The sequence below is a fragment of the Lysinibacillus sp. COL-1 genome (assembly GCF_059814265.1).
Map to the genome: position 1 here is coordinate 644,407 of NZ_JCAWSJ010000003.1, position 17,909 is coordinate 662,315.

The 17,909-nt window shown below is 38.4% G+C and carries 19 protein-coding genes; 18 read left to right on the plus strand and 1 reads right to left on the minus strand.

The genetic code is table 11. The features are described 5' to 3' along the window. Positions 1-40 precede the first annotated feature (40 nt). The 9 genes from AC6BKE_RS07555 (at position 41) to AC6BKE_RS07595 (ending at position 8,395) form a co-directional block, all read left to right on the plus strand. Positions 41-1,588, plus strand: a complete 1,548-nt coding sequence (locus AC6BKE_RS07555) for a fatty acid--CoA ligase family protein (RefSeq protein ID WP_089933886.1) — start codon at positions 41-43, stop codon at positions 1,586-1,588. Positions 1,589-1,838: 250 nt separating this feature from the next. Then, positions 1,839-2,486 carry a VTT domain-containing protein gene (locus AC6BKE_RS07560; RefSeq protein WP_036128018.1) on the plus strand — a complete coding sequence of 216 codons (648 nt, stop codon included), beginning with the start codon at positions 1,839-1,841 and terminating at the stop codon, positions 2,484-2,486. A gap of 162 nt (positions 2,487-2,648) precedes the next feature. Then, a complete protein-coding gene (locus tag AC6BKE_RS07565) occupies positions 2,649-3,878 on the plus strand; it encodes an EAL and HDOD domain-containing protein (RefSeq protein WP_036128015.1) in 1,230 nt (409 codons plus the stop codon). A gap of 160 nt (positions 3,879-4,038) precedes the next feature. Next, on the plus strand, positions 4,039-4,881 hold the full coding sequence (locus AC6BKE_RS07570) for a YitT family protein (RefSeq protein WP_036128012.1): 843 nt from the start codon (positions 4,039-4,041) through the stop codon (positions 4,879-4,881). 48 nt (positions 4,882-4,929) lie between these two features. Beyond that, positions 4,930-5,247, plus strand: coding sequence for a cytochrome c551 (gene cccB, locus AC6BKE_RS07575; RefSeq protein ID WP_036126754.1), 318 nt, complete (start codon positions 4,930-4,932; stop codon positions 5,245-5,247). Positions 5,248-5,412: 165 nt separating this feature from the next. Further along, positions 5,413-6,321 (plus strand): HPr(Ser) kinase/phosphatase, encoded by a 909-nt coding sequence (hprK, locus tag AC6BKE_RS07580; protein ID WP_369802774.1) that lies wholly within the window; start codon positions 5,413-5,415, stop codon positions 6,319-6,321. A gap of 48 nt (positions 6,322-6,369) precedes the next feature. Further along, a complete protein-coding gene (gene lgt, locus AC6BKE_RS07585) occupies positions 6,370-7,191 on the plus strand; it encodes a prolipoprotein diacylglyceryl transferase (protein ID WP_036126751.1) in 822 nt (273 codons plus the stop codon). Between the two features lie 13 nt (positions 7,192-7,204). Beyond that, positions 7,205-7,846 carry a pyrophosphatase PpaX gene (gene ppaX / locus AC6BKE_RS07590; RefSeq protein WP_036126748.1) on the plus strand — a complete coding sequence of 214 codons (642 nt, stop codon included), beginning with the start codon at positions 7,205-7,207 and terminating at the stop codon, positions 7,844-7,846. 6 nt (positions 7,847-7,852) lie between these two features. Next, complete coding sequence (locus AC6BKE_RS07595) at positions 7,853-8,395, plus strand: acyltransferase (protein ID WP_036126746.1); 543 nt, start codon at positions 7,853-7,855, stop codon at positions 8,393-8,395. Positions 8,396-8,479: 84 nt separating this feature from the next. On the opposite strand, the gene AC6BKE_RS07600 is transcribed toward AC6BKE_RS07595, so the two are convergent. After that, the gene (locus tag AC6BKE_RS07600; protein ID WP_036126744.1) at positions 8,480-8,683 is read right to left on the minus strand and encodes a hypothetical protein; all 204 of its coding nucleotides are present in this window, start codon (positions 8,681-8,683) and stop codon (positions 8,480-8,482) included. Between the two features lie 562 nt (positions 8,684-9,245). Here AC6BKE_RS07600 and AC6BKE_RS07605 point away from each other — a divergent pair. From AC6BKE_RS07605 to trxB, 9 genes are all read left to right on the plus strand, one after another. Continuing rightward, positions 9,246-10,418 carry an ATP phosphoribosyltransferase regulatory subunit gene (locus AC6BKE_RS07605; RefSeq protein WP_089933881.1) on the plus strand — a complete coding sequence of 391 codons (1,173 nt, stop codon included), beginning with the start codon at positions 9,246-9,248 and terminating at the stop codon, positions 10,416-10,418. Beyond that, complete coding sequence (gene hisG / locus AC6BKE_RS07610; protein WP_036126740.1) at positions 10,411-11,055, plus strand: ATP phosphoribosyltransferase; 645 nt, start codon at positions 10,411-10,413, stop codon at positions 11,053-11,055. The genes AC6BKE_RS07605 and hisG overlap by 8 nt, the downstream gene beginning before the upstream one ends. 32 nt (positions 11,056-11,087) lie before the next feature. Further along, positions 11,088-12,362, plus strand: coding sequence for a histidinol dehydrogenase (hisD, locus tag AC6BKE_RS07615; protein WP_036126737.1), 1,275 nt, complete (start codon positions 11,088-11,090; stop codon positions 12,360-12,362). A gap of 4 nt (positions 12,363-12,366) precedes the next feature. Then, on the plus strand, positions 12,367-12,966 hold the full coding sequence (hisB, locus tag AC6BKE_RS07620) for an imidazoleglycerol-phosphate dehydratase HisB (protein ID WP_036126736.1): 600 nt from the start codon (positions 12,367-12,369) through the stop codon (positions 12,964-12,966). After that, positions 12,963-13,595, plus strand: coding sequence for an imidazole glycerol phosphate synthase subunit HisH (gene hisH / locus AC6BKE_RS07625; RefSeq protein ID WP_089933877.1), 633 nt, complete (start codon positions 12,963-12,965; stop codon positions 13,593-13,595). Before hisB ends, hisH begins: the two co-directional genes overlap by 4 nt. Next, a complete protein-coding gene (hisF, locus tag AC6BKE_RS07630; RefSeq protein WP_036126732.1) occupies positions 13,589-14,350 on the plus strand; it encodes an imidazole glycerol phosphate synthase subunit HisF in 762 nt (253 codons plus the stop codon). The genes hisH and hisF overlap by 7 nt, the downstream gene beginning before the upstream one ends. Beyond that, positions 14,347-14,964: a bifunctional phosphoribosyl-AMP cyclohydrolase/phosphoribosyl-ATP diphosphatase HisIE gene (hisIE, locus tag AC6BKE_RS07635; protein WP_036126729.1), complete on the plus strand. Its 618-nt coding sequence runs from the start codon at positions 14,347-14,349 to the stop codon at positions 14,962-14,964. Before hisF ends, hisIE begins: the two co-directional genes overlap by 4 nt. Before the next feature lie 90 nt (positions 14,965-15,054). Then, positions 15,055-16,578 (plus strand): tetratricopeptide repeat protein, encoded by a 1,524-nt coding sequence (locus AC6BKE_RS07640; RefSeq protein ID WP_036126728.1) that lies wholly within the window; start codon positions 15,055-15,057, stop codon positions 16,576-16,578. Between the two features lie 181 nt (positions 16,579-16,759). Then, complete coding sequence (trxB, locus tag AC6BKE_RS07645) at positions 16,760-17,704, plus strand: thioredoxin-disulfide reductase (RefSeq protein ID WP_036126726.1); 945 nt, start codon at positions 16,760-16,762, stop codon at positions 17,702-17,704. Positions 17,705-17,909 lie beyond the last annotated feature (205 nt).

The window sequence follows — 17,909 nt, forward strand, 5'->3', positions numbered from 1 at the left end:
TGAATAACGATTCATTTTATACGATAAGGGGATGGTGTAATTGAATTTAGTTTCACGTGTTCGCCAACAGGCAACAGAGCAGCCGGAAAAAGTTGCGTATCATTTTATGGGGAAAGATACAACTTACGGGGAATTTGAGCATACAGTTGGTCGTTTTGCAAAGGGATTACAAGATTTAGGTGTTGAAAAAGGGGACCATGTGGCGTTTTTACTCGGCAATACGCCACACTATTTAATTGCCTTGTATGCAACAATGCGTTTAGGGGCAACAGCAATACCAGTTAACCCAATCTATACACCAGATGAAATTTCTTATATTTTGCATAACGGGGATGTAAAAGCAGTCATTGCACTCGACGCTTTGCTTCCATTAGTTGAAAAGGGTGTACAAGCATTTCCACAAGTAAGCACATTTATAGTTTGTGAAACCACGCCAGATATAGCGGAAAAAATGGCAGCGTTATCACCGCAAGCACAAGAAAAAACGCATTTATTTACACAGGTCATTGCCACTGCTGCTGAATCTTTAGAGCCTGTGGAAGTTGCAGATAATGACAATGCTATTATTTTATACACTTCAGGAACTACAGGTAGTCCAAAGGGTGCTATGCTGACACATGGCAATGTGTATTCAAATGCTCGTGATGTTGCCCATTATTTAGGAATCAAGGCAGATGATCGCGTCATTGCTACATTACCAGTGTTTCATGTATTTGCCTTAACCGTTGTGGTCAATGCGCCTTTATTAAGCGGAGCAACAGTTTTACTTACACCTCGCTTTAGCCCTACTGAAATTTTTGCTTTAGCGAGAGAGCAAAAAGCAACGGTATTTGCTGGTGTTCCAACCATGTATAATTTCTTGTATCAATTACCTGAAGGTGATCCTGAAGATTTCTCGACAATACGTTTGGCCATTTCAGGTGGGGCATCTTTACCTGTTGCACTCTTACATAATTTCGAACAGAAATTTAATGTGCGTGTGTCAGAGGGATACGGCTTATCGGAAGCTTCGCCTGTTACATGCTTTAATCCACTTGATCGTGATCGAAAAGCTGGCTCTATCGGTACATCGATAAGCAATGTGGAGAATAGAGTGGTTGATGTGAACGGTCAGGAAGTACCTGTTGGCGAAGTTGGCGAGCTGATTGTACGTGGCCCTAATGTGATGAAGGGTTACTATAAAATGCCTGAAGAAACGGCCATGGCCATTCGCGACGGCTGGCTCTATACAGGGGATTTAGCTAGGGTAGATGAAGAAGGCTATTTTTACATTGTCGATCGCAAAAAAGATATGATTATTGTAGGTGGCTTTAATGTTTATCCTCGTGAGGTTGAGGAAGTGCTGTTTGCCCATAATAATATTGTAGAGGCGGCGGTGGTAGGCTTTCCAGATCCTAACTTAGGGGAAGCTGTACATGCATATGTTGTGTTAAAAGAAGTAGCAGCCACTACGACAGAAGATCTGCTATCTTATTGTGCCAAGCATATGGTGAAATACAAGGTGCCAAAGATGATTGAGATACTGGATGAACTTCCGAAAAACACGACAGGGAAAATATTACGACGTTCATTAAAAGAAAAAGTTTAAACGAGTATAGCTACTATTGAAAAATGGTAGCTTTTTTTTATGTACATTATTCGTATAATAGTAAAATCAGTTGAGAGTAGTTGTCTGTAAGTGATAAAATCAAACATGTGAAATCTTCTACATACTTTTCAAGAGCTTGTCATATAGTGAGGAAGTAATGTAAAAAGACGTACAAAACTGGAACCCTTTGATGTGAAGCTACGTCAAAGCTTTTAGGTAAAAATACTATTGAAAGAGAGCATACAAAAACATGTTAGAACTCATTAAGGAGTTAATAAGCTTTATTGTGCATATCGATGTGCATTTAGAAGAAATTATTCGTGATTTTGGCAATTGGAGTTATCTGATTTTATTTGCGATTGTTTTTGTAGAGACAGGCGTTGTCATTTTCCCATTCCTACCTGGTGATTCATTGCTATTTGCAAGTGGAACATTAGCAGCTGCAATGGGTGCCTTTGATATGTGGATTTTAATTCCTGTATTTTTAGCAGCAGCTATTTTAGGAGATACGATGAACTATCATATTGGTCATAAGGTAGGAACATCAATCCCTCCAAAGAGCCTCCTCGGAAGAGTTGTTAAAAAAGAACGTATGGAGGCAGCTGAAAAATTCTTTAATACACATGGTGGGAAAACGATTGTTATAGCTCGTTTCATGCCATTTATTCGTACATTTATCCCGTTTGTGGCGGGTGCAAGTAAAATGAAATATAGCTATTTCTTATTTTATAATATCTTTGGTGCAATATTATGGGTATTCAGCTGTACATTACTAGGTTATTTCTTTGGTAATATTCCTATTATTAAAGATAACTTCTCGGTTGTCCTTATTTTGATTATCTTTATATCAGTTGTGCCTGCAGTTATTGGTGCTATCAAATCTAGAGTAGGTAAATAATGAGGACAGTCCTAAAGTGATCAATGGATCATCACTAGGACTGTCCTTTCTTGTGTTATATGTCTAATAGTGACCATACTAAATTAGTGTGAAGTATAAACAATAGGTCGTAAAAATGATATACTATATATTACTAGAATATGAAGAAATGGGGGCAGCGAAATGGAAGTATTTATTGGCAGACAGCCTATTTTTAATCTTCATGAGCAGGTAGTTGCTTATGAATTATTATATCGTGGCAAAAACGTCAATGCCTTTCCAATGGTCGATTCAGATGCAGCAACGATTGACGTACTTGTGAACTCATTTCTTTCAATTGGTTTTGAAGAGGTAACAAAAGGTAAACCGGGTTTTGTTAATTTTACTGAAAACTTATTGATGAGCTCCATTCATGAATTTTTAAATCCTTCACAGGTTGTGATTGAGATACTAGAAGATGTTCCGCTTACTCCTCAGTTAGTGGAACGTGTAATTGAGCTAAAAAAACATGGGTTCCAAATTGCTTTAGACGATTTTATTATGGATGAGCATGTGGAAATTTATGATGAATTATTTGAGCAGATTGATTATATTAAGGTTGATTTTTTAGCATCATCTATCGTTAAACGAATGGAAATTGAAGTTAAAGTAAAGGATAAGTTTCCAAACATTCAATTACTCGCTGAGAAAGTAGAAACGCGTCATCAGTTTGAAGTAGCTAAATCTTCTGGCTATGTGTTATTTCAAGGTTATTTTTTTGAACAACCTCAAATAATACGAGCAACAGACATTCCAGCGAATACAATTCAATATATTCACATCATCTCTTTATTAAAAGAAGAAGAGCCAAATATCCAATTATTAGCGGAAAATATCGAACGTGATATTTCATTGACGTATAAATTATTACAAATGATTAATAATTCATCTAAACGATCTAAATCGAAGGTACGCTCCATTAAACAAGCCATTGTGTTACTGGGCGTATCAAATTTACGAAAATGGATCTATTTATTGGCCATGCGAGAAATCGATATAGACGCCAATTCTGATCTTTTTAAAGAAGTGCTGTGTACATCTTTATTCCGAGCAAAGGTTTGTGAAAAGCTAGCGAAGCTTTCTTACAAAAAGAATTTCTCAGAATATTTCTTAGTAGGCATGTTTTCACTCATTGATACGTTGCTTCAAAGACCTATAGAGGTCATTTTACAACAATTACCGTTCTCAGAGGATATTACGAGCACCATTTTGGGCATTGAAACGGATATGACACCCTATCTAGAGTTTAGTATCGCACTAGGGAAGTTAGATTGGCCACGTCTAGAAGAGCTAGCGACACAGTTGAATATTCCACTAGTTGATATTGATCATTTATATTATGAAGCCATGGAATGGGCTGAAAAATCATTTTAAACTGTGCAAAAGCTATCTTAACGTTTCATTTAAGATAGCTTTTTTTATATTTCCACAATGGCATATTCCCTTCATCAAGATGAAGTTCTCAATATGAAGAGTATTTGCTATAATCATCTCGTCTTTAAAAAATTCTGATAGTTGAAGTGGGCGTGGGGAAATGAGACATGATGTGAGAGATAACATTGTGGAGTATGTGTATGTGATTGTTGGAGCGGCAGTAATTGCTATTGGTTTTAATGTTTTTTTATTACCAAATCAAGTCGCTTCAGGTGGGGTAAGTGGCATTAGTACGATTTTGCATGGTTTGTTTGGATGGAATCCGGGAATTGTTCAATATGCATTTAATGTACCATTATTTATTGCTGGTGTATTATTGCTAGGCAAAAAATTTGGGATTAAATCATTTATCGGTACCATTACGTTACCTTTTATTGTCTTGTTAACGAATAGCTGGGAGCCTTGGACTGATAATGCTTTACTGGGAGCTCTTTTTGGTGGAATTGTTGTTGGCTTAGGAATAGGACTGGTCTTTAAAGGGAATGCTTCAACTGGTGGCACTGATTTACTAGCGCAAATCATAACGAAGTTTACTGGGTTGTCGCTTGGAACAAGTGTACTGTTAATTGATGGAATCATCGCAATTAGTGCAGCAGTTGTTTTTGATTTAGAAAAAGGTTTGTATGCTCTGATTGGACTTTATGTTACAACAAAAACGATTGATATCATTCAGTTAGGTTTTAGCCAATCTAAAATGGTCTATATTATTACATTGAAACAAGATGAGGTAAGAGAAGCCATTTATGCTGAAATCAATCGTGGTATAACTAAGTTACCAGCAATCGGTGGCTATACAGGAGAAGCACGACCAGTTCTCATGGTTGTTGTTTATCAAACAGAATTCACAAAGCTGAAACAACTCATTAAAAGCGTTGACCCATCAGCGTTTGTCATCGTTTCTGATGCTTATGAGGTATTAGGAGAAGGTTTCAAACGTGCATAATTTTGGTATAATGGCGGCGTAAGGTATTTATTATGAGGAGGGGTACTAATGAAAAAAGCAATGTTAACATTAGTGTTCGGATCAGCAATCTTCTTAGCTGCATGTGGTGGCGGAGATAAAACTGCAAGTAATAATGAAGGTGCTACAGAGCCAGATGGTGAAGCGATTGCCATGAAATCTTGTGTTTCTTGCCATGGTGGCGAGTTACAAGGTGCAAGTGGTCCAGCATTAAATGACGTAGGTGCTCGTTTATCTGAATCAGAAATTTTAGATATTATCAATAACGGTAAAAACGGTATGCCTCCAGGGGTTGTAAAAGGGGCAGATGCTGAGGCAGTAGCCAAATGGTTGGCAACTCAAAAATAGTATTTATAAAACTAGCGGGCTGGAGAGCCGCTAGTTTTTTTATGGAGGTAAACGCTGTGTTGAGAGTAAATACATTCCTTTTAGACATAGACATGCTAAAATAAGAAGAACCCTATCCATTGATTGGAGGCTTTTTCATTGGTCGTAGTATTAACAAGAGATGTTATGGAGAAATTTAAGTTAGAGTTATTAGCTGGCGAGGAAGGAATTGGAAGAACGATCGTCACTAGTGATATTTCAAGACCAGGACTTGAAATGGCAGGATACTTTACACATTATCCGGCAAATCGCGTCCAATTGCTTGGCAAAACGGAACTGTCTTTTTTCGAAATGCTGCCAGCAGATGTCAAGCTTGAGCGTATGCGTTTACTTTGTTCGCAAGATACACCTGCTATTATTATTTCTCGAGATTTAGAAGTCCCCGAGGAGCTGATTCAGGCTTCCAACGAAAAGCATGTTCCTGTCTTTAAAACACATATGACGACAACCAAATTTTCGAGTAGATTAACAAACTATTTAGAGGGACGCTTAGCACCAATGACAGCAGCGCATGGCGTGCTTGTCGATGTGTATGGAATTGGTGTGCTTATTATTGGTAAAAGTGGCGTTGGGAAGAGTGAAACAGCACTTGAGCTTGTTAAAAAGGGTCATCGTTTAGTAGCAGACGATTGTGTAGAAATTCGTCAAGAATCAGAAAACCTTTTAATTGGTAGTCCCCCACCTTTACTAGAGCATTTATTGGAAATACGCGGAATCGGCATTATTGACATTATGACGCTATTTGGTGCAAGTGCAGTGCGTCCTTATAAACGGATTACACTCATTATTGAGCTGGAAATTTGGGACCCGCAAAAAGTTTATGATCGATTAGGCTTAGAAGAAGAGAAAATGAAAATAATTGATACGGAACTAACCAAACTAACGATTCCTGTAAGACCAGGACGGAATGTTTCCGTTATTATTGAAGTGGCTGCGATGAATTACCGCTTAAAGAGAATGGGCGTAAACGCAGCAGAGGAGTTTTCAAGACGTTTAGATGAAGTGATTTCATCTAATGATGAGTTAGATGATTAAACAGTTGTGAACTAAAGTATGTGAATGACATATTGAGAGGAGCAGAAGATGGATTTACTACTATTACAGATTGACCCGATTGCCTTTCATTTAGGGCCTATTCCGGTTCGTTGGTATGGATTGTTAATTGTGTCGGGAATCATTTTAGCATATATTGTCGGGCAGAGAGAGGCCGTTAAGCGAGGATTGCCTGAAGACTTCCTGGCAGATTTATTGTTATGGGCAGTTCCTATATCCATCATCTGTGCACGTATTTACTATGTGACCATGCGATGGGATTACTATAGTGAAAATCCAGGTAAAATCATTGAGATTTGGAATGGCGGTATTGCCATCCATGGTGCACTTATTGGAGCATTTGTCACAGCTTACATATTTACTCGTATAAAAAATGTAAGCTTTTTACGAGTAGCAGATATTGCAGCACCTAGTATTTTAATTGGACAAATTATTGGTCGATGGGGCAACTTTATGAACCAAGAGGCTTATGGTGGGGAAGTATCAAAAGCCTTTTTAGAAAATCTAATGCTACCAGATTGGATTATCAATCAAATGTATATCGAAGAATTAGGTTCTTATGTACATCCGACATTTTTATATGAATCCGTTTGGAACCTGATTGGGCTTATCATTTTATTAGTCTTACGTAAAGTAAACTTAAATCGTGGGGAAATTTTCTTTAGCTATCTAGTTTGGTATTCTATTGGTCGCTTCTATATCGAAGGTATGCGTACAGATAGTCTCTACCTAGTAGGCGATTTACGCTCAGCACAGGTAGTGTCCATTATTGGTATTGTAGTTGGACTAGGTGCCATTATTTATCGCAGAATAAAGGTAAAGCCAGCCGTAAAATACTTGGATAATAAATAAGGGGATGTAAAATATGGCTGTTAAAGCACTATTGTTTGATTTTGATGGCACGTTACTTAATACGAATGATTTAATCATTCAAACATTTATGCATGTATTAAATGAGCGATTTCCCGGGCAATATTCGCCAAAAGATTGCTTGAAATTCATTGGTCCATCACTCAAACAGACATTTAATGACATTGCACCAGATGAAGAGGAAGCTTTGATCGCAAATTATCGCGCTTGGAATATAGAGCATCATGATGAACTAGTTAGCGAATATCCTGATGTTGTGTCAACACTAGAGCAATTAAAAGCACAGGGTATTCGATTGGCTATCGTTTCAACAAAACGTAATGAGACTATTGATCGTGGGCTTTCTATTATGGGTGCGACACATTTATTTGATGTGCGTATTGGCACAGATGATGTAAAAAATGTGAAGCCTGACCCAGAGCCAGTACTACTTGCTTTACAACGTTTAGGAATAGACAAAGAAGATGCCATTATGATTGGTGATAATTCGCACGATATTGAAGCAGGGCATCGTGCAGGTGTAAGAGCAGCAGGTGTTGCTTGGGCAATTAAAGGTGAGGCATACTTACAGCAATATCAACCAGAATATATGCTACAGCATATGACAGATTTATTGGATATTGTGAAAGAGGGGTAAGGGCAGATGGCGCGTAAAACAGAACGTTATCGTGTCGAAGGAGCCAATTCGCTTTGGAATATATATGACACGGTGTCCTTTTGGAAGGTGATGAAGTGTTTCATTGTCATTCAAATTGGACGCTTCACACCATTTTTACGTGTGAAAAACTGGCTTTATCGTACATTTTTAAACATGACTATTGGCGAGCGAACTTCATTAGCCTTAATGGTCATGCCAGATACCATGTTTCCCGAACGTATTTTCATTGGTGAAAATACAGTGATTGGTTTTAATACGACAATTTTAGCGCATGAGTATTTAATAGAGGAATATCGCTTAGGTGATGTTTATATTGGAAATGAAGTAATGATTGGCGCAAATTCAACGATTCTACCAGGTGTAACAATCGGAGACGGTGCCATTGTTTCAGCCGCCACCCTTGTACATAAGGATGTGCCGGCAGGGTGTTTGGCAGGGGGCAATCCTATGCGGATTATTTATACGGCTGAACAAATGGCTGAGCGTAAGCGCAATGAGGTTGTAGAATGGTGTACACCAAAAAAATAATAAAAACTCACGTTGTATGACTACATACTTCGTGAGTTTTTTCATATTAAAAAGCTACTCCGGTTTTGGAGTAGCTTTTAATATTTATGCAAGCGCTGCGTCATAGTCTGATTTGAATTCACAATTGTCGTGATCACCTAAGCAAGTTGATTCAACAAAGGTTGATTTAATTGCAGTCCCATCTATGTCTTCTGTTGTATGAAGTGTTACTTTGTCGCCAGGGTAAAACTCACCTTTACAAATACTTACGATCATTTGCTCACTTAGTTGTACGAATGGACATGCCATAATAAATCCCTCCAATGTGTAGTTTATATGGTGCTTTTTGTTATTAATGCTATTCTATATTAAGCTTTTAAAAAAGTAAAAGAAAAAATAGAATGAGAGTAATAATCAATAAAAGTATTGATATTAAGGTATTCTTATTGATAATGAGATTGAGAATCATTTTTAATATTTCATTCAATAATATTATATCTATATAATATATGCGTGACTGTATTGAGAATAGGTTGTTGATAAAACTTAATTTTTTCCAACAATTGTATAAGAGAGAATCATTCTCAATTTTTTAGTGAATACTTTAGTTGATTTATAATCATCATGTCACATTTTAGACATATTCTCATTCTCAGTAAAACATTTTGTCAAAATTTAAGAGAAATGATGTCTTGTTTTTATACCGTTGTTCACTAAGTAATAGGTATAATTAACAGAATAATAAGTATTTAAAGATTTCGTTAATTAAAGAAGAAAAGTTGACTGCTTAAAAGAAATAAGTTAGAATTCTTTCATAATCTAATTCTCTAACACTCTAGTGAATTAAAGTGAAATGTAAGGAAGTGTTCATATGTCGTCGATAAAAATGTTTGAAAAACCACTTGGAATGCGCGATACATTTCCGCAAATCTATGAGAAGGTTGAAGCCGTTAGGCATGCTGGCAGAGACTTTTTATATAAAAGGGGTTATGAGTTCATTAAAACACCCGCTGTAGAGTATTTCGATACAGTGGGGAAAGCTTCAGCTATTGCTGATGCTCATTTATTTAAGCTAGTGGATAGCCAAGGAAATACATTAGTATTACGACCTGATATGACAACACCGATTGCTCGAGTAGCTACATCGAAATTATTAAAAGAAATGATTCCTTTACGTCTTGCTTATTTCGCAAGTGTTTTTCGAGCTCAAGAAACGGAAGGTGGAAGACCAGCGGAGTTCGATCAAATGGGGATTGAGTTAATAGGGGATCAATCTGTATTTGCCGATGCAGAAGTTATTGTGACAGCAATGGAGCTATTAAAACATTTTAAATTAGAAGAGTTTAAAGTCACGATTGGTCATGCGGGTATACTAAATTGCATTTTACAAGATTACACAGAGAGTATTGAACAGCAAGCAACACTTCGAACATTGTTGGTTCAACGAAATTATGTAGGGTTTGAAGAAGCAGTAGAATCATTTGATCTACCCAAAGCTAAATCTGATGCCCTCCTACAATTTATTGGGGAGGCAATGAATGTTAAAGACATCCGAGATATTGAAAAATATGTGCGTAAAAATGATGCATTAGAATACATGCAACAACTTGCTCAACTGCTGGAATTGGCTGACTTAGCTGAGTATATAGCTTTTGATTTCACCCTTTCGAGTCATATGAGTTATTACACTGGCATGCTTTTTGAAGTTTTTGCGGTAGGAAGTGGCTTTCCGTTAGGAAATGGTGGACGCTATGATGGTTTATTAGAAGTATTTGGCTCAAAAGTTGGTGCAACAGGTTTTAGTATTCGAGTTGATCGTTTATTAGAAACGTTCAATGGCCAGTCAGAGAAACGACAGGAAGCAACAGTTGTGCTTTTTGAAGAAGAACAATTCGAGGCAGCATTACTAAAGGTGAAAACATTACGGGCAGCAGGAAAATTAGCTACTTTACAGTTGCGTAGTAGCCTAGTTGATGAGGCAGCCTTTTTAGCATACTTTACAGAAGTGGTGGTTGTTGGACAGGGGGAAGTAGGCGGTGAATGAATTAACAATTGCAATGCCAAAGGGACGGATCTTTGAAGAGGCATATCAAATGCTGTTAGAGGCAGGTTTTAATTTACCAGAAGAGGTAGAAATGTCACGTAAATTAATGATTGAGATACCAGAGGAAAAAATTCGCTTTATTTTATCCAAGCCAATGGATGTCCCTGTCTATGTTGAACATGGTGTTGCTGATATTGGCATTGCTGGGAAGGATGTTTTGTTAGAACAACAGCGTGAAGTGCATGAGTTATTAGATTTAAAAATTAGTCATTGCTATATCGCATCTGCGGGATTACCGAACACACCAATGAATGAAATTGCGCCTCGAATCGCTACGAAATATCCGAATATCGCAATGAAGTACTACAAGGGCATTGGAGAGCAGGTTGAAATCATCGAGCTGAACGGTTCTATTGAATTAGCACCAATGATTGGTTTAGCTGATCGCATTGTCGATATCGTTTCAACAGGGCGTACCTTAAAAGAAAATGGCTTAGTAGAATATGAGTTTATTACAGCTGTTTCATCACGATTAATTGCAAATCCCGTAAGTTATCGTATGAAGGGTGAGCGTATTATTGATCTTGTGAAGCGATTAAAGAAATGTGTAAATGAGCAAAAAAGGAATCATATTTAGCTACATATGAAGGACTAAAGGGGATTAATCCTATGAAAATAACAAAGCTTGAAAAAGGCATTTCCTTAAAAAGACCACTTGAAGGGGGAAATGAGGAACAATTAAAAGTTGTGCGACAAGTGCTAGCAGATGTTAGGACACAAGGAGATGTAGCGCTCCGTACTTATACTGAAAAATGGGACGGCTATGCCCCAGAGAGCTTACGTGTTACAGGGGCAGAAATCGAGGAAGCAGTAAATACGCTAGACCAGCAACTTTATAAGGATTTAGCAGAAGCAGCCGAAAATATTCGTCTGTATCACGAGCAACAAATACGTTCAGGCTATCGCTTAGAGCTAGGACAAGGTTCTTGGCTAGGTCAACGCGTAACAGCACTAGACGCAGTAGGATTGTATGTTCCAGGTGGTACAGCAGCATATCCTTCATCTGTATTAATGAATGTGATTCCAGCTCAGGTTGCAGGTGTGAAGCGTATCGTCATTACTTCTCCGGCAGGTCAGAATGGGAAACTGCCAGCAGGTGTCCTTGTGGCAGCTCATCTTTTAGGGGTGGATGAAATTTATAAAATTGGTGGTGCACAAGCGATTGCTGCACTTGCATATGGTACAGAAACAATTGCTCCAGTTGATAAAATTACAGGTCCAGGGAATATTTTTGTGGCTCTCGCCAAACGTGAGGTATTTGGAGAAGTAGCAATTGATATGATCGCGGGGCCAAGTGAAATTGCGGTTTTGGCAGATGATACAGCATATCCTGATGAAATAGCTGCAGATCTGTTATCACAGGCAGAGCATGATGCATTGGCTTGTGCCATCCTTGTCACTACCTCAGAGCCATTAGCTCAAAGGGTAGCTGAGGAAGTAGAGAAGCAATTGCTGGAATTGCCACGTCAGGCAGTAGCTCGTGCCTCCATAGAAACCTTCGGGGTCATTTATGTAGCTGAAACGATGTCACATGCGGTGGAAGCCATTAATTCATTAGCGCCTGAGCATTTAGAAATTGTGACAGAAAATGCTGAAACGATTGTTGAACAGATAAGACATGCTGGCGGTATTTTTATAGGTCGGTATAGCTCGGAGCCTGTGGGAGATTACTTTGCAGGAACCAATCATGTATTACCAACGAATAGCACGGCTCGTTTTGCAAGTGGCTTAAACGTAGATGATTTTGTAAAGAAATCAAGCATTGTTTATTACAGTGAAAAAACATGGCAAGAAAATGCACCAAAAATTGCACGTCTAGCACGTATGGAAGGCTTAGAGGGGCATGCACGTGCAGTGGAATCACGCGGATGGGAGAAGGAATAGGGCGATGACAGTAAAGAAGAGATATGCAAAGGTAGAGCGTACAACAAATGAAACGCAAATTTCAGTAGCAATCGATTTAGATGGTGAAGGGCAAGCAAATATTCAAACTGGTGTGGGATTTATGGACCATATGCTCGATTTATTTATGAAGCATGGATTATTTAATGGGACCATACAAGCAAATGGTGATACCTATATCGACGATCACCATACAACAGAGGATCTTGGCATTGTCTTAGGGCAGGCTGTTCGTGAAGCACTTGGTGATAAGAAGGGCATAAAACGCTATGGCACAGCATTTGTGCCGATGGATGATGCACTAGCACAGGTAGTTGTAGATTGCTCCAATCGTCCACATTTAGAGTATCGTGTGCCAACTTTAAAGGAAAAAGTGGGAACGTTTGATACAGAATTAGTGCATGAATTTTTATGGAAATTTGCGCTAGAGGCACGCATGAATGTTCACGTGATTGTACCTTATGGCCATAATACACATCATATTATTGAGGCGATTTTCAAAGCATTAGCACGTGCGATTGATGCGGCAGTTGAAATTGACCCACGTGTTAAAGGAGTACCATCGACTAAGGGGCTGTTAACGTGAAGATAGGTGTTATTGATTATGGAATGGGCAATTTATTTAGTGTAGAACAAGCATTAAAACGACTAGACTGTGAGGTCGTTGTGACGGCTGATGAGAGCGTGTTAGATGCAACAGATGCACTACTATTACCGGGGGTTGGCGCATTTCCTGATGCTCGCAAGCGTTTAGCAGAAACTAAAATAGACCGTTATTTACAAAAGGCACAAAGTGAAAATCGCCCTCTATTGGGAATTTGTCTAGGCATGCAATTATTGTTTGAGCAAAGTGAAGAAGTAACCCCAACACAAGGGCTAGGTTTTTTCAAGGGACATATTCAACGCTTTAGTGGTATCGAAGGAGATCAAGCATATCGTGTGCCGCATATGGGCTGGAATGAACTGATCTTGACGAATCGCCCTACATGGTTGGACGGTGAAGTATCAGCGAAGCATGTCTATTTTGTTCACTCATTTTATGCGACACATATTCAGGAATCTGAGCTTGTTGCCTATGCAGACTATTGTGGCATAAAAGTACCTGGTATTGTAACGAATGGTTCCGTGACAGGCATGCAATTTCACCCTGAAAAATCGGGAGAACTAGGCATTTATTTATTAGAGCAATGGCTGAAAGGTGTGAAGGCATGCTAACAAAACGTATTATCCCATGTCTTGATGTCAAGGAAGGTCGCGTTGTAAAAGGTATCCAATTTGTATCTATCCGTGATGCAGGTGATCCAGTGGAGCTTGCAAAGTTCTATGATGAGCAGGGCGCAGATGAGCTTGTATTTTTAGATATTTCTGCTTCACATGAAGGTCGAGAAACGATGATAGATGTTGTTCGTCAAACAGCTGCTACACTTGCAATACCTTTTACAGTTGGTGGTGGTATTCGTACGTTGGAAGATATGAAGCGTATTTTACGTGCAGGTGCTGATAAAGTATCCGTGAATACATCTGCTTTGGAGCGACCAGCTCTTATTCAAGAGGGCGCTGATTTCTTTGGTGCACAATGTATCGTTGTTGCAATCGATGCTCGCTATAGTGAAGAAGATGACACATGGATGGTTTATACACATGGTGGGCGCAATAAAACAACTTGGTCAGCCGTTGAGTGGGCACAAGAAGCCGTGCGCTTAGGAGCAGGGGAAATTTTATTAACAAGTATGAATCAAGATGGTGAAAAATCTGGCTTTGATTTGGCCTTAACTAAAGCGGTAAGAGAGGCAGTGACAGTTCCTGTTATCGCTAGTGGTGGAGCGGGACATGCCGAACATTTTTACGAAGTATTAGCACAAGAGGTAGATGCAGATGCTGCATTGGCGGCTTCAATCTTCCATTACAAAGAAACGAACGTATTACAAGTAAAAGAATACTTACGTGACAAAGGAGTGGCAGTAAGATGATAGAGAATATTCGGTTCGATGAGAAAGGTCTTGTTACAGCTGTTGTACAAGATGCCAACACAAAAGAAGTGCTAACAGTGGCCTATATGAATAAAGAATCATTAGCTAAAACAATTGAATCAGGAGAAACTTGGTTTTATTCTCGTTCTCGTCAAGAGCTGTGGCATAAAGGAGCAACAAGTGGTCATAGACAACAAGTGGTGTCCATAAAAGCAGACTGTGATCAGGATGCATTAGTGGTGGAAGTGCTACCCGCTGGCCCAGCTTGTCATAATGGTACAACTTCTTGCTTTACAGAGGTGATTCAACAAAATGAGCAGATTGGCTCTGTAGACATCATCGCTAAACTTGTGCGTGTGATTGCAAAGCGTGAGCAGGAAATGCCAGAAGGAGCCTATACTACATATTTATTTGACAAGGGTATCGATAAAATTTGTAAAAAGGTTGGGGAGGAGGCAACTGAGGTTGTCATTGGGGCTAAAAACCGCGATGCCGAAGAAGTAAAATGGGAGGCAGCTGATTTAATCTATCACCTCCTAGTATTGCTACAAGAACAAAAAGTAAGTATTTATGATGTTCTACATGTGTTGGAAAAACGTCACGAGGAGAAATAACAGCATATTATTGATTGTATGGTATAATAGAAATTACTGTGTAAAGGAACGTAAAATGCGTTCCTTATTTCTTGTTTCGGAGGAAATATATTGGAAAAGAAACGTCAAAATGAGACTCAATCGAATATAGTGTCGTTCATTCCAACAGGCGACTATTATTATAAAAAATCAATTCAAGCAATGAATAGTGGACAAATGAATAAAGCTTATAAATATTTACAGCGTGCGGTAGATTTAAGCCCTGATGATCCTATGATTATCTTGCAGCTAGCCATCGTAGAGTTAGAAGGTCAACGTTTTGAGGAAGCGTATGATCTGCTTCGTCATGCCTATCAAATTGATCCAGATAATCCAGAAATCATTTTCTATATGGCAGAAGTATCAGGATGTGTGGGCATCATGCATGATGCGAAACGTTTTGCAGAAGAATATTTGCGGCTAGAACCAGAGGGTGCTTATGCAGATGAAGCAGCAGAAATACTAGAATTTGTCGCTTTTGAGCAGGATGATTTGGAAGACCCTGAAGAATCTGGTGAGGATTTGTATCGTCAGGAGCAAGCTCGTCGTTGTATGGAAAAAGGGGATTTTCCAGAAGCTATTACTATTTTAGAAGATTTAATTGAAGATCGACCAGCCTTTTGGTCAGCCTATAATAATTTAGCACTTGCTTATTTTTATGTAGGAGAAGAAGAGCAGGCGAAGGCTCTCTTACATACCGTGCTACGTGAAAATAAGGGGAACTTACATGCACTATGTAATTTAACGGTGATTGCTTATTATGAAAAAAATGAAGAGGATTTACAAGAACTACTAAATATACTTGTCAAAATTCAGCCATACACATGGGAGCACCGTTATAAATTAGGGGCTACATTAGCCTTAATAGGACAGTATGAATTAGCCTATAAATGGTTGCGCAGTATGCAAAAGAGAGGCTATGTTGGAGATGCTGGTTTTTACTTTTGGTTGTCACATGCGGCCTATTTCTCAGGTCATGAGGAAGTATCGAAAAGTGCATGGGATCAGCTACTAGAGCTAGACCCTGACAAAGAGGGCTTTGAGCCATGGCGCCAACAAGAAAATGAATTTGCACTTGATGCATTGGAGCATGACCGTGATTTTATTGTTGAAAAATTAGAAAGCACTTATACGAGTGAGCGCATTTTTGGTTTGTTTTTACTGAAGGGTACTGCACATAAGCAAGAAATTATCGCTCATCCGAAATTGGTTAATGTTGAACAATTAGACACATTTGAGAAATTGTTTTTAGCTTATTCACTCGGCCACGAATTTGATAAGAAGAACAAAGTAGAAGCGAGCTTTTTACGTGCTGTCAACGTACCAGAAATTTTATTAGAACAGTATGGGAAGCTCTCATCACTCATTGTACCAATGTTTCAAATGTGGTTTGTACTATGTGAACAAGCACTAATACAAAACTATCGTTTTACAAACCCAACAGCAATTGCAGGAGCCAATGATTATTTATTTAGATCTTCACAGATGCTCAAAGTGACAAAAAAGGAAATTGCCCAACAATATGGAGTATCTGTATCAACATTATCGAAGTATATTGATGAAATTCTAACGTTTTTACCTAATAGTCATAATTAACGTGTGAGCAACATAGTTGAATAACTTTATACTTTCACATACGATGAACATACTAACGTTATCACCAATGTTCCTTGGCGACATTATCCTATCCGTCAAGGGCTTTATCTTCTTCTGTAGGTGACGTTACACTTATTGGTTGAATGAAGATAAAAAGTATTCTGTTTAGGGGGAAGTATTGATGTCAGAAGAAAAAATTTATGATGTAGTAATAATTGGTGCAGGTCCTGCTGGGATGACTGCTGCTGTTTATACATCTCGTGCAAATTTATCAACATTAATGATTGAACGTGGGATTCCTGGTGGGCAAATGGCAAACACAGAGGAAGTAGAAAATTACCCAGGTTTTGATACCATTTTAGGGCCTGAGCTATCTACAAAAATGTTTGAGCACGCTAAAAAATTTGGTGCAGAATATGCCTATGGTGATGTATCCGAAATCATTGATGGTGAAGAATATAAAACAATTAAATCTGGTGCAAAAGAATATAAAACACGTGCCATTATTATTACAACAGGTGCGGAGTATAAAAAAATGGGTGTGCCAGGTGAAAAAGAGCTAGGCGGTCGTGGTGTCAGCTACTGTGCAGTATGTGATGGGGCATTCTTTAAACAAAAAAATCTAGTAGTTGTAGGCGGTGGCGATTCAGCTGTTGAAGAGGGCGTTTATTTAACTCGCTTTGCTGATAAAGTAACGATTGTCCACCGTCGTGACAAATTACGTGCCCAAAAAATTCTACAAGATCGTGCCTTTGCCAATGACAAAATTGATTTCATTTGGAATGCAACTGTAAAAGAAATTAATGAAGCTAATGGTAAAGTTGGTAGTGTCACATTACAATCAACTGTTGATGGTACAGAATCTGAATTTGCAGCAGATGGTGTCTTTATCTATATTGGTATGTTGCCTTTAACTAAACCATTTGAATCATTAGGCATTTTAAATGACGCTGGCTATATTTTGACAAATGCCAATATGGAAACTAAAATCCCAGGTATCTTTGCAGCTGGAGATGTTCGTGAAAAAACACTTCGCCAAATTGTGACAGCGACAGGTGACGGTAGTATTGCCGCACAAGCTGTACAACATTATGTGGAAGAGCTATTAGAGAAAATTAATGCCTAACATGGCTATTTAAAGGAAAAAAATACAATTTTAATGTGGTTTTAATATTGCTGTAACTTGAATGACATATAAAAGGTGTATGATAAAAAATGTAATTAGCAATCCCCCTTTTATTTTGTTTAGTAGGTTGTTTCCGCCTCAATTAGGTGGGAGCAACCTACTTTTTTATTTGTACAAATTAAAAAAATAAACGTATTTTTCGCCT

Bases quoted from the DNA above. Each gene is read 5' to 3' on its own strand.
- AC6BKE_RS07560 (WP_036128018.1), top strand. From the start codon at position 1,839: ATGTTAGAACTCATTAAGGAGTTAATAAGCTTTATTGTGCATATCGAT.
- AC6BKE_RS07565 (WP_036128015.1), top strand. From the start codon at position 2,649: ATGGAAGTATTTATTGGCAGACAGCCTATTTTTAATCTTCATGAGCAG.
- AC6BKE_RS07570 (WP_036128012.1), top strand. From the start codon at position 4,039: ATGAGACATGATGTGAGAGATAACATTGTGGAGTATGTGTATGTGATT.
- cccB (WP_036126754.1), top strand. From the start codon at position 4,930: ATGAAAAAAGCAATGTTAACATTAGTGTTCGGATCAGCAATCTTCTTA.
- hprK (WP_369802774.1), top strand. From the start codon at position 5,413: ATGGAGAAATTTAAGTTAGAGTTATTAGCTGGCGAGGAAGGAATTGGA.
- lgt (WP_036126751.1), top strand. From the start codon at position 6,370: ATGGATTTACTACTATTACAGATTGACCCGATTGCCTTTCATTTAGGG.
- ppaX (WP_036126748.1), top strand. From the start codon at position 7,205: ATGGCTGTTAAAGCACTATTGTTTGATTTTGATGGCACGTTACTTAAT.
- AC6BKE_RS07595 (WP_036126746.1), top strand. From the start codon at position 7,853: ATGGCGCGTAAAACAGAACGTTATCGTGTCGAAGGAGCCAATTCGCTT.
- AC6BKE_RS07600 (WP_036126744.1), bottom strand. From the start codon at position 8,683: ATGGCATGTCCATTCGTACAACTAAGTGAGCAAATGATCGTAAGTATT.
- AC6BKE_RS07605 (WP_089933881.1), top strand. From the start codon at position 9,246: ATGTCGTCGATAAAAATGTTTGAAAAACCACTTGGAATGCGCGATACA.
- hisD (WP_036126737.1), top strand. From the start codon at position 11,088: ATGAAAATAACAAAGCTTGAAAAAGGCATTTCCTTAAAAAGACCACTT.
- hisB (WP_036126736.1), top strand. From the start codon at position 12,367: ATGACAGTAAAGAAGAGATATGCAAAGGTAGAGCGTACAACAAATGAA.
- hisF (WP_036126732.1), top strand. From the start codon at position 13,589: ATGCTAACAAAACGTATTATCCCATGTCTTGATGTCAAGGAAGGTCGC.
- hisIE (WP_036126729.1), top strand. From the start codon at position 14,347: ATGATAGAGAATATTCGGTTCGATGAGAAAGGTCTTGTTACAGCTGTT.
- trxB (WP_036126726.1), top strand. From the start codon at position 16,760: ATGTCAGAAGAAAAAATTTATGATGTAGTAATAATTGGTGCAGGTCCT.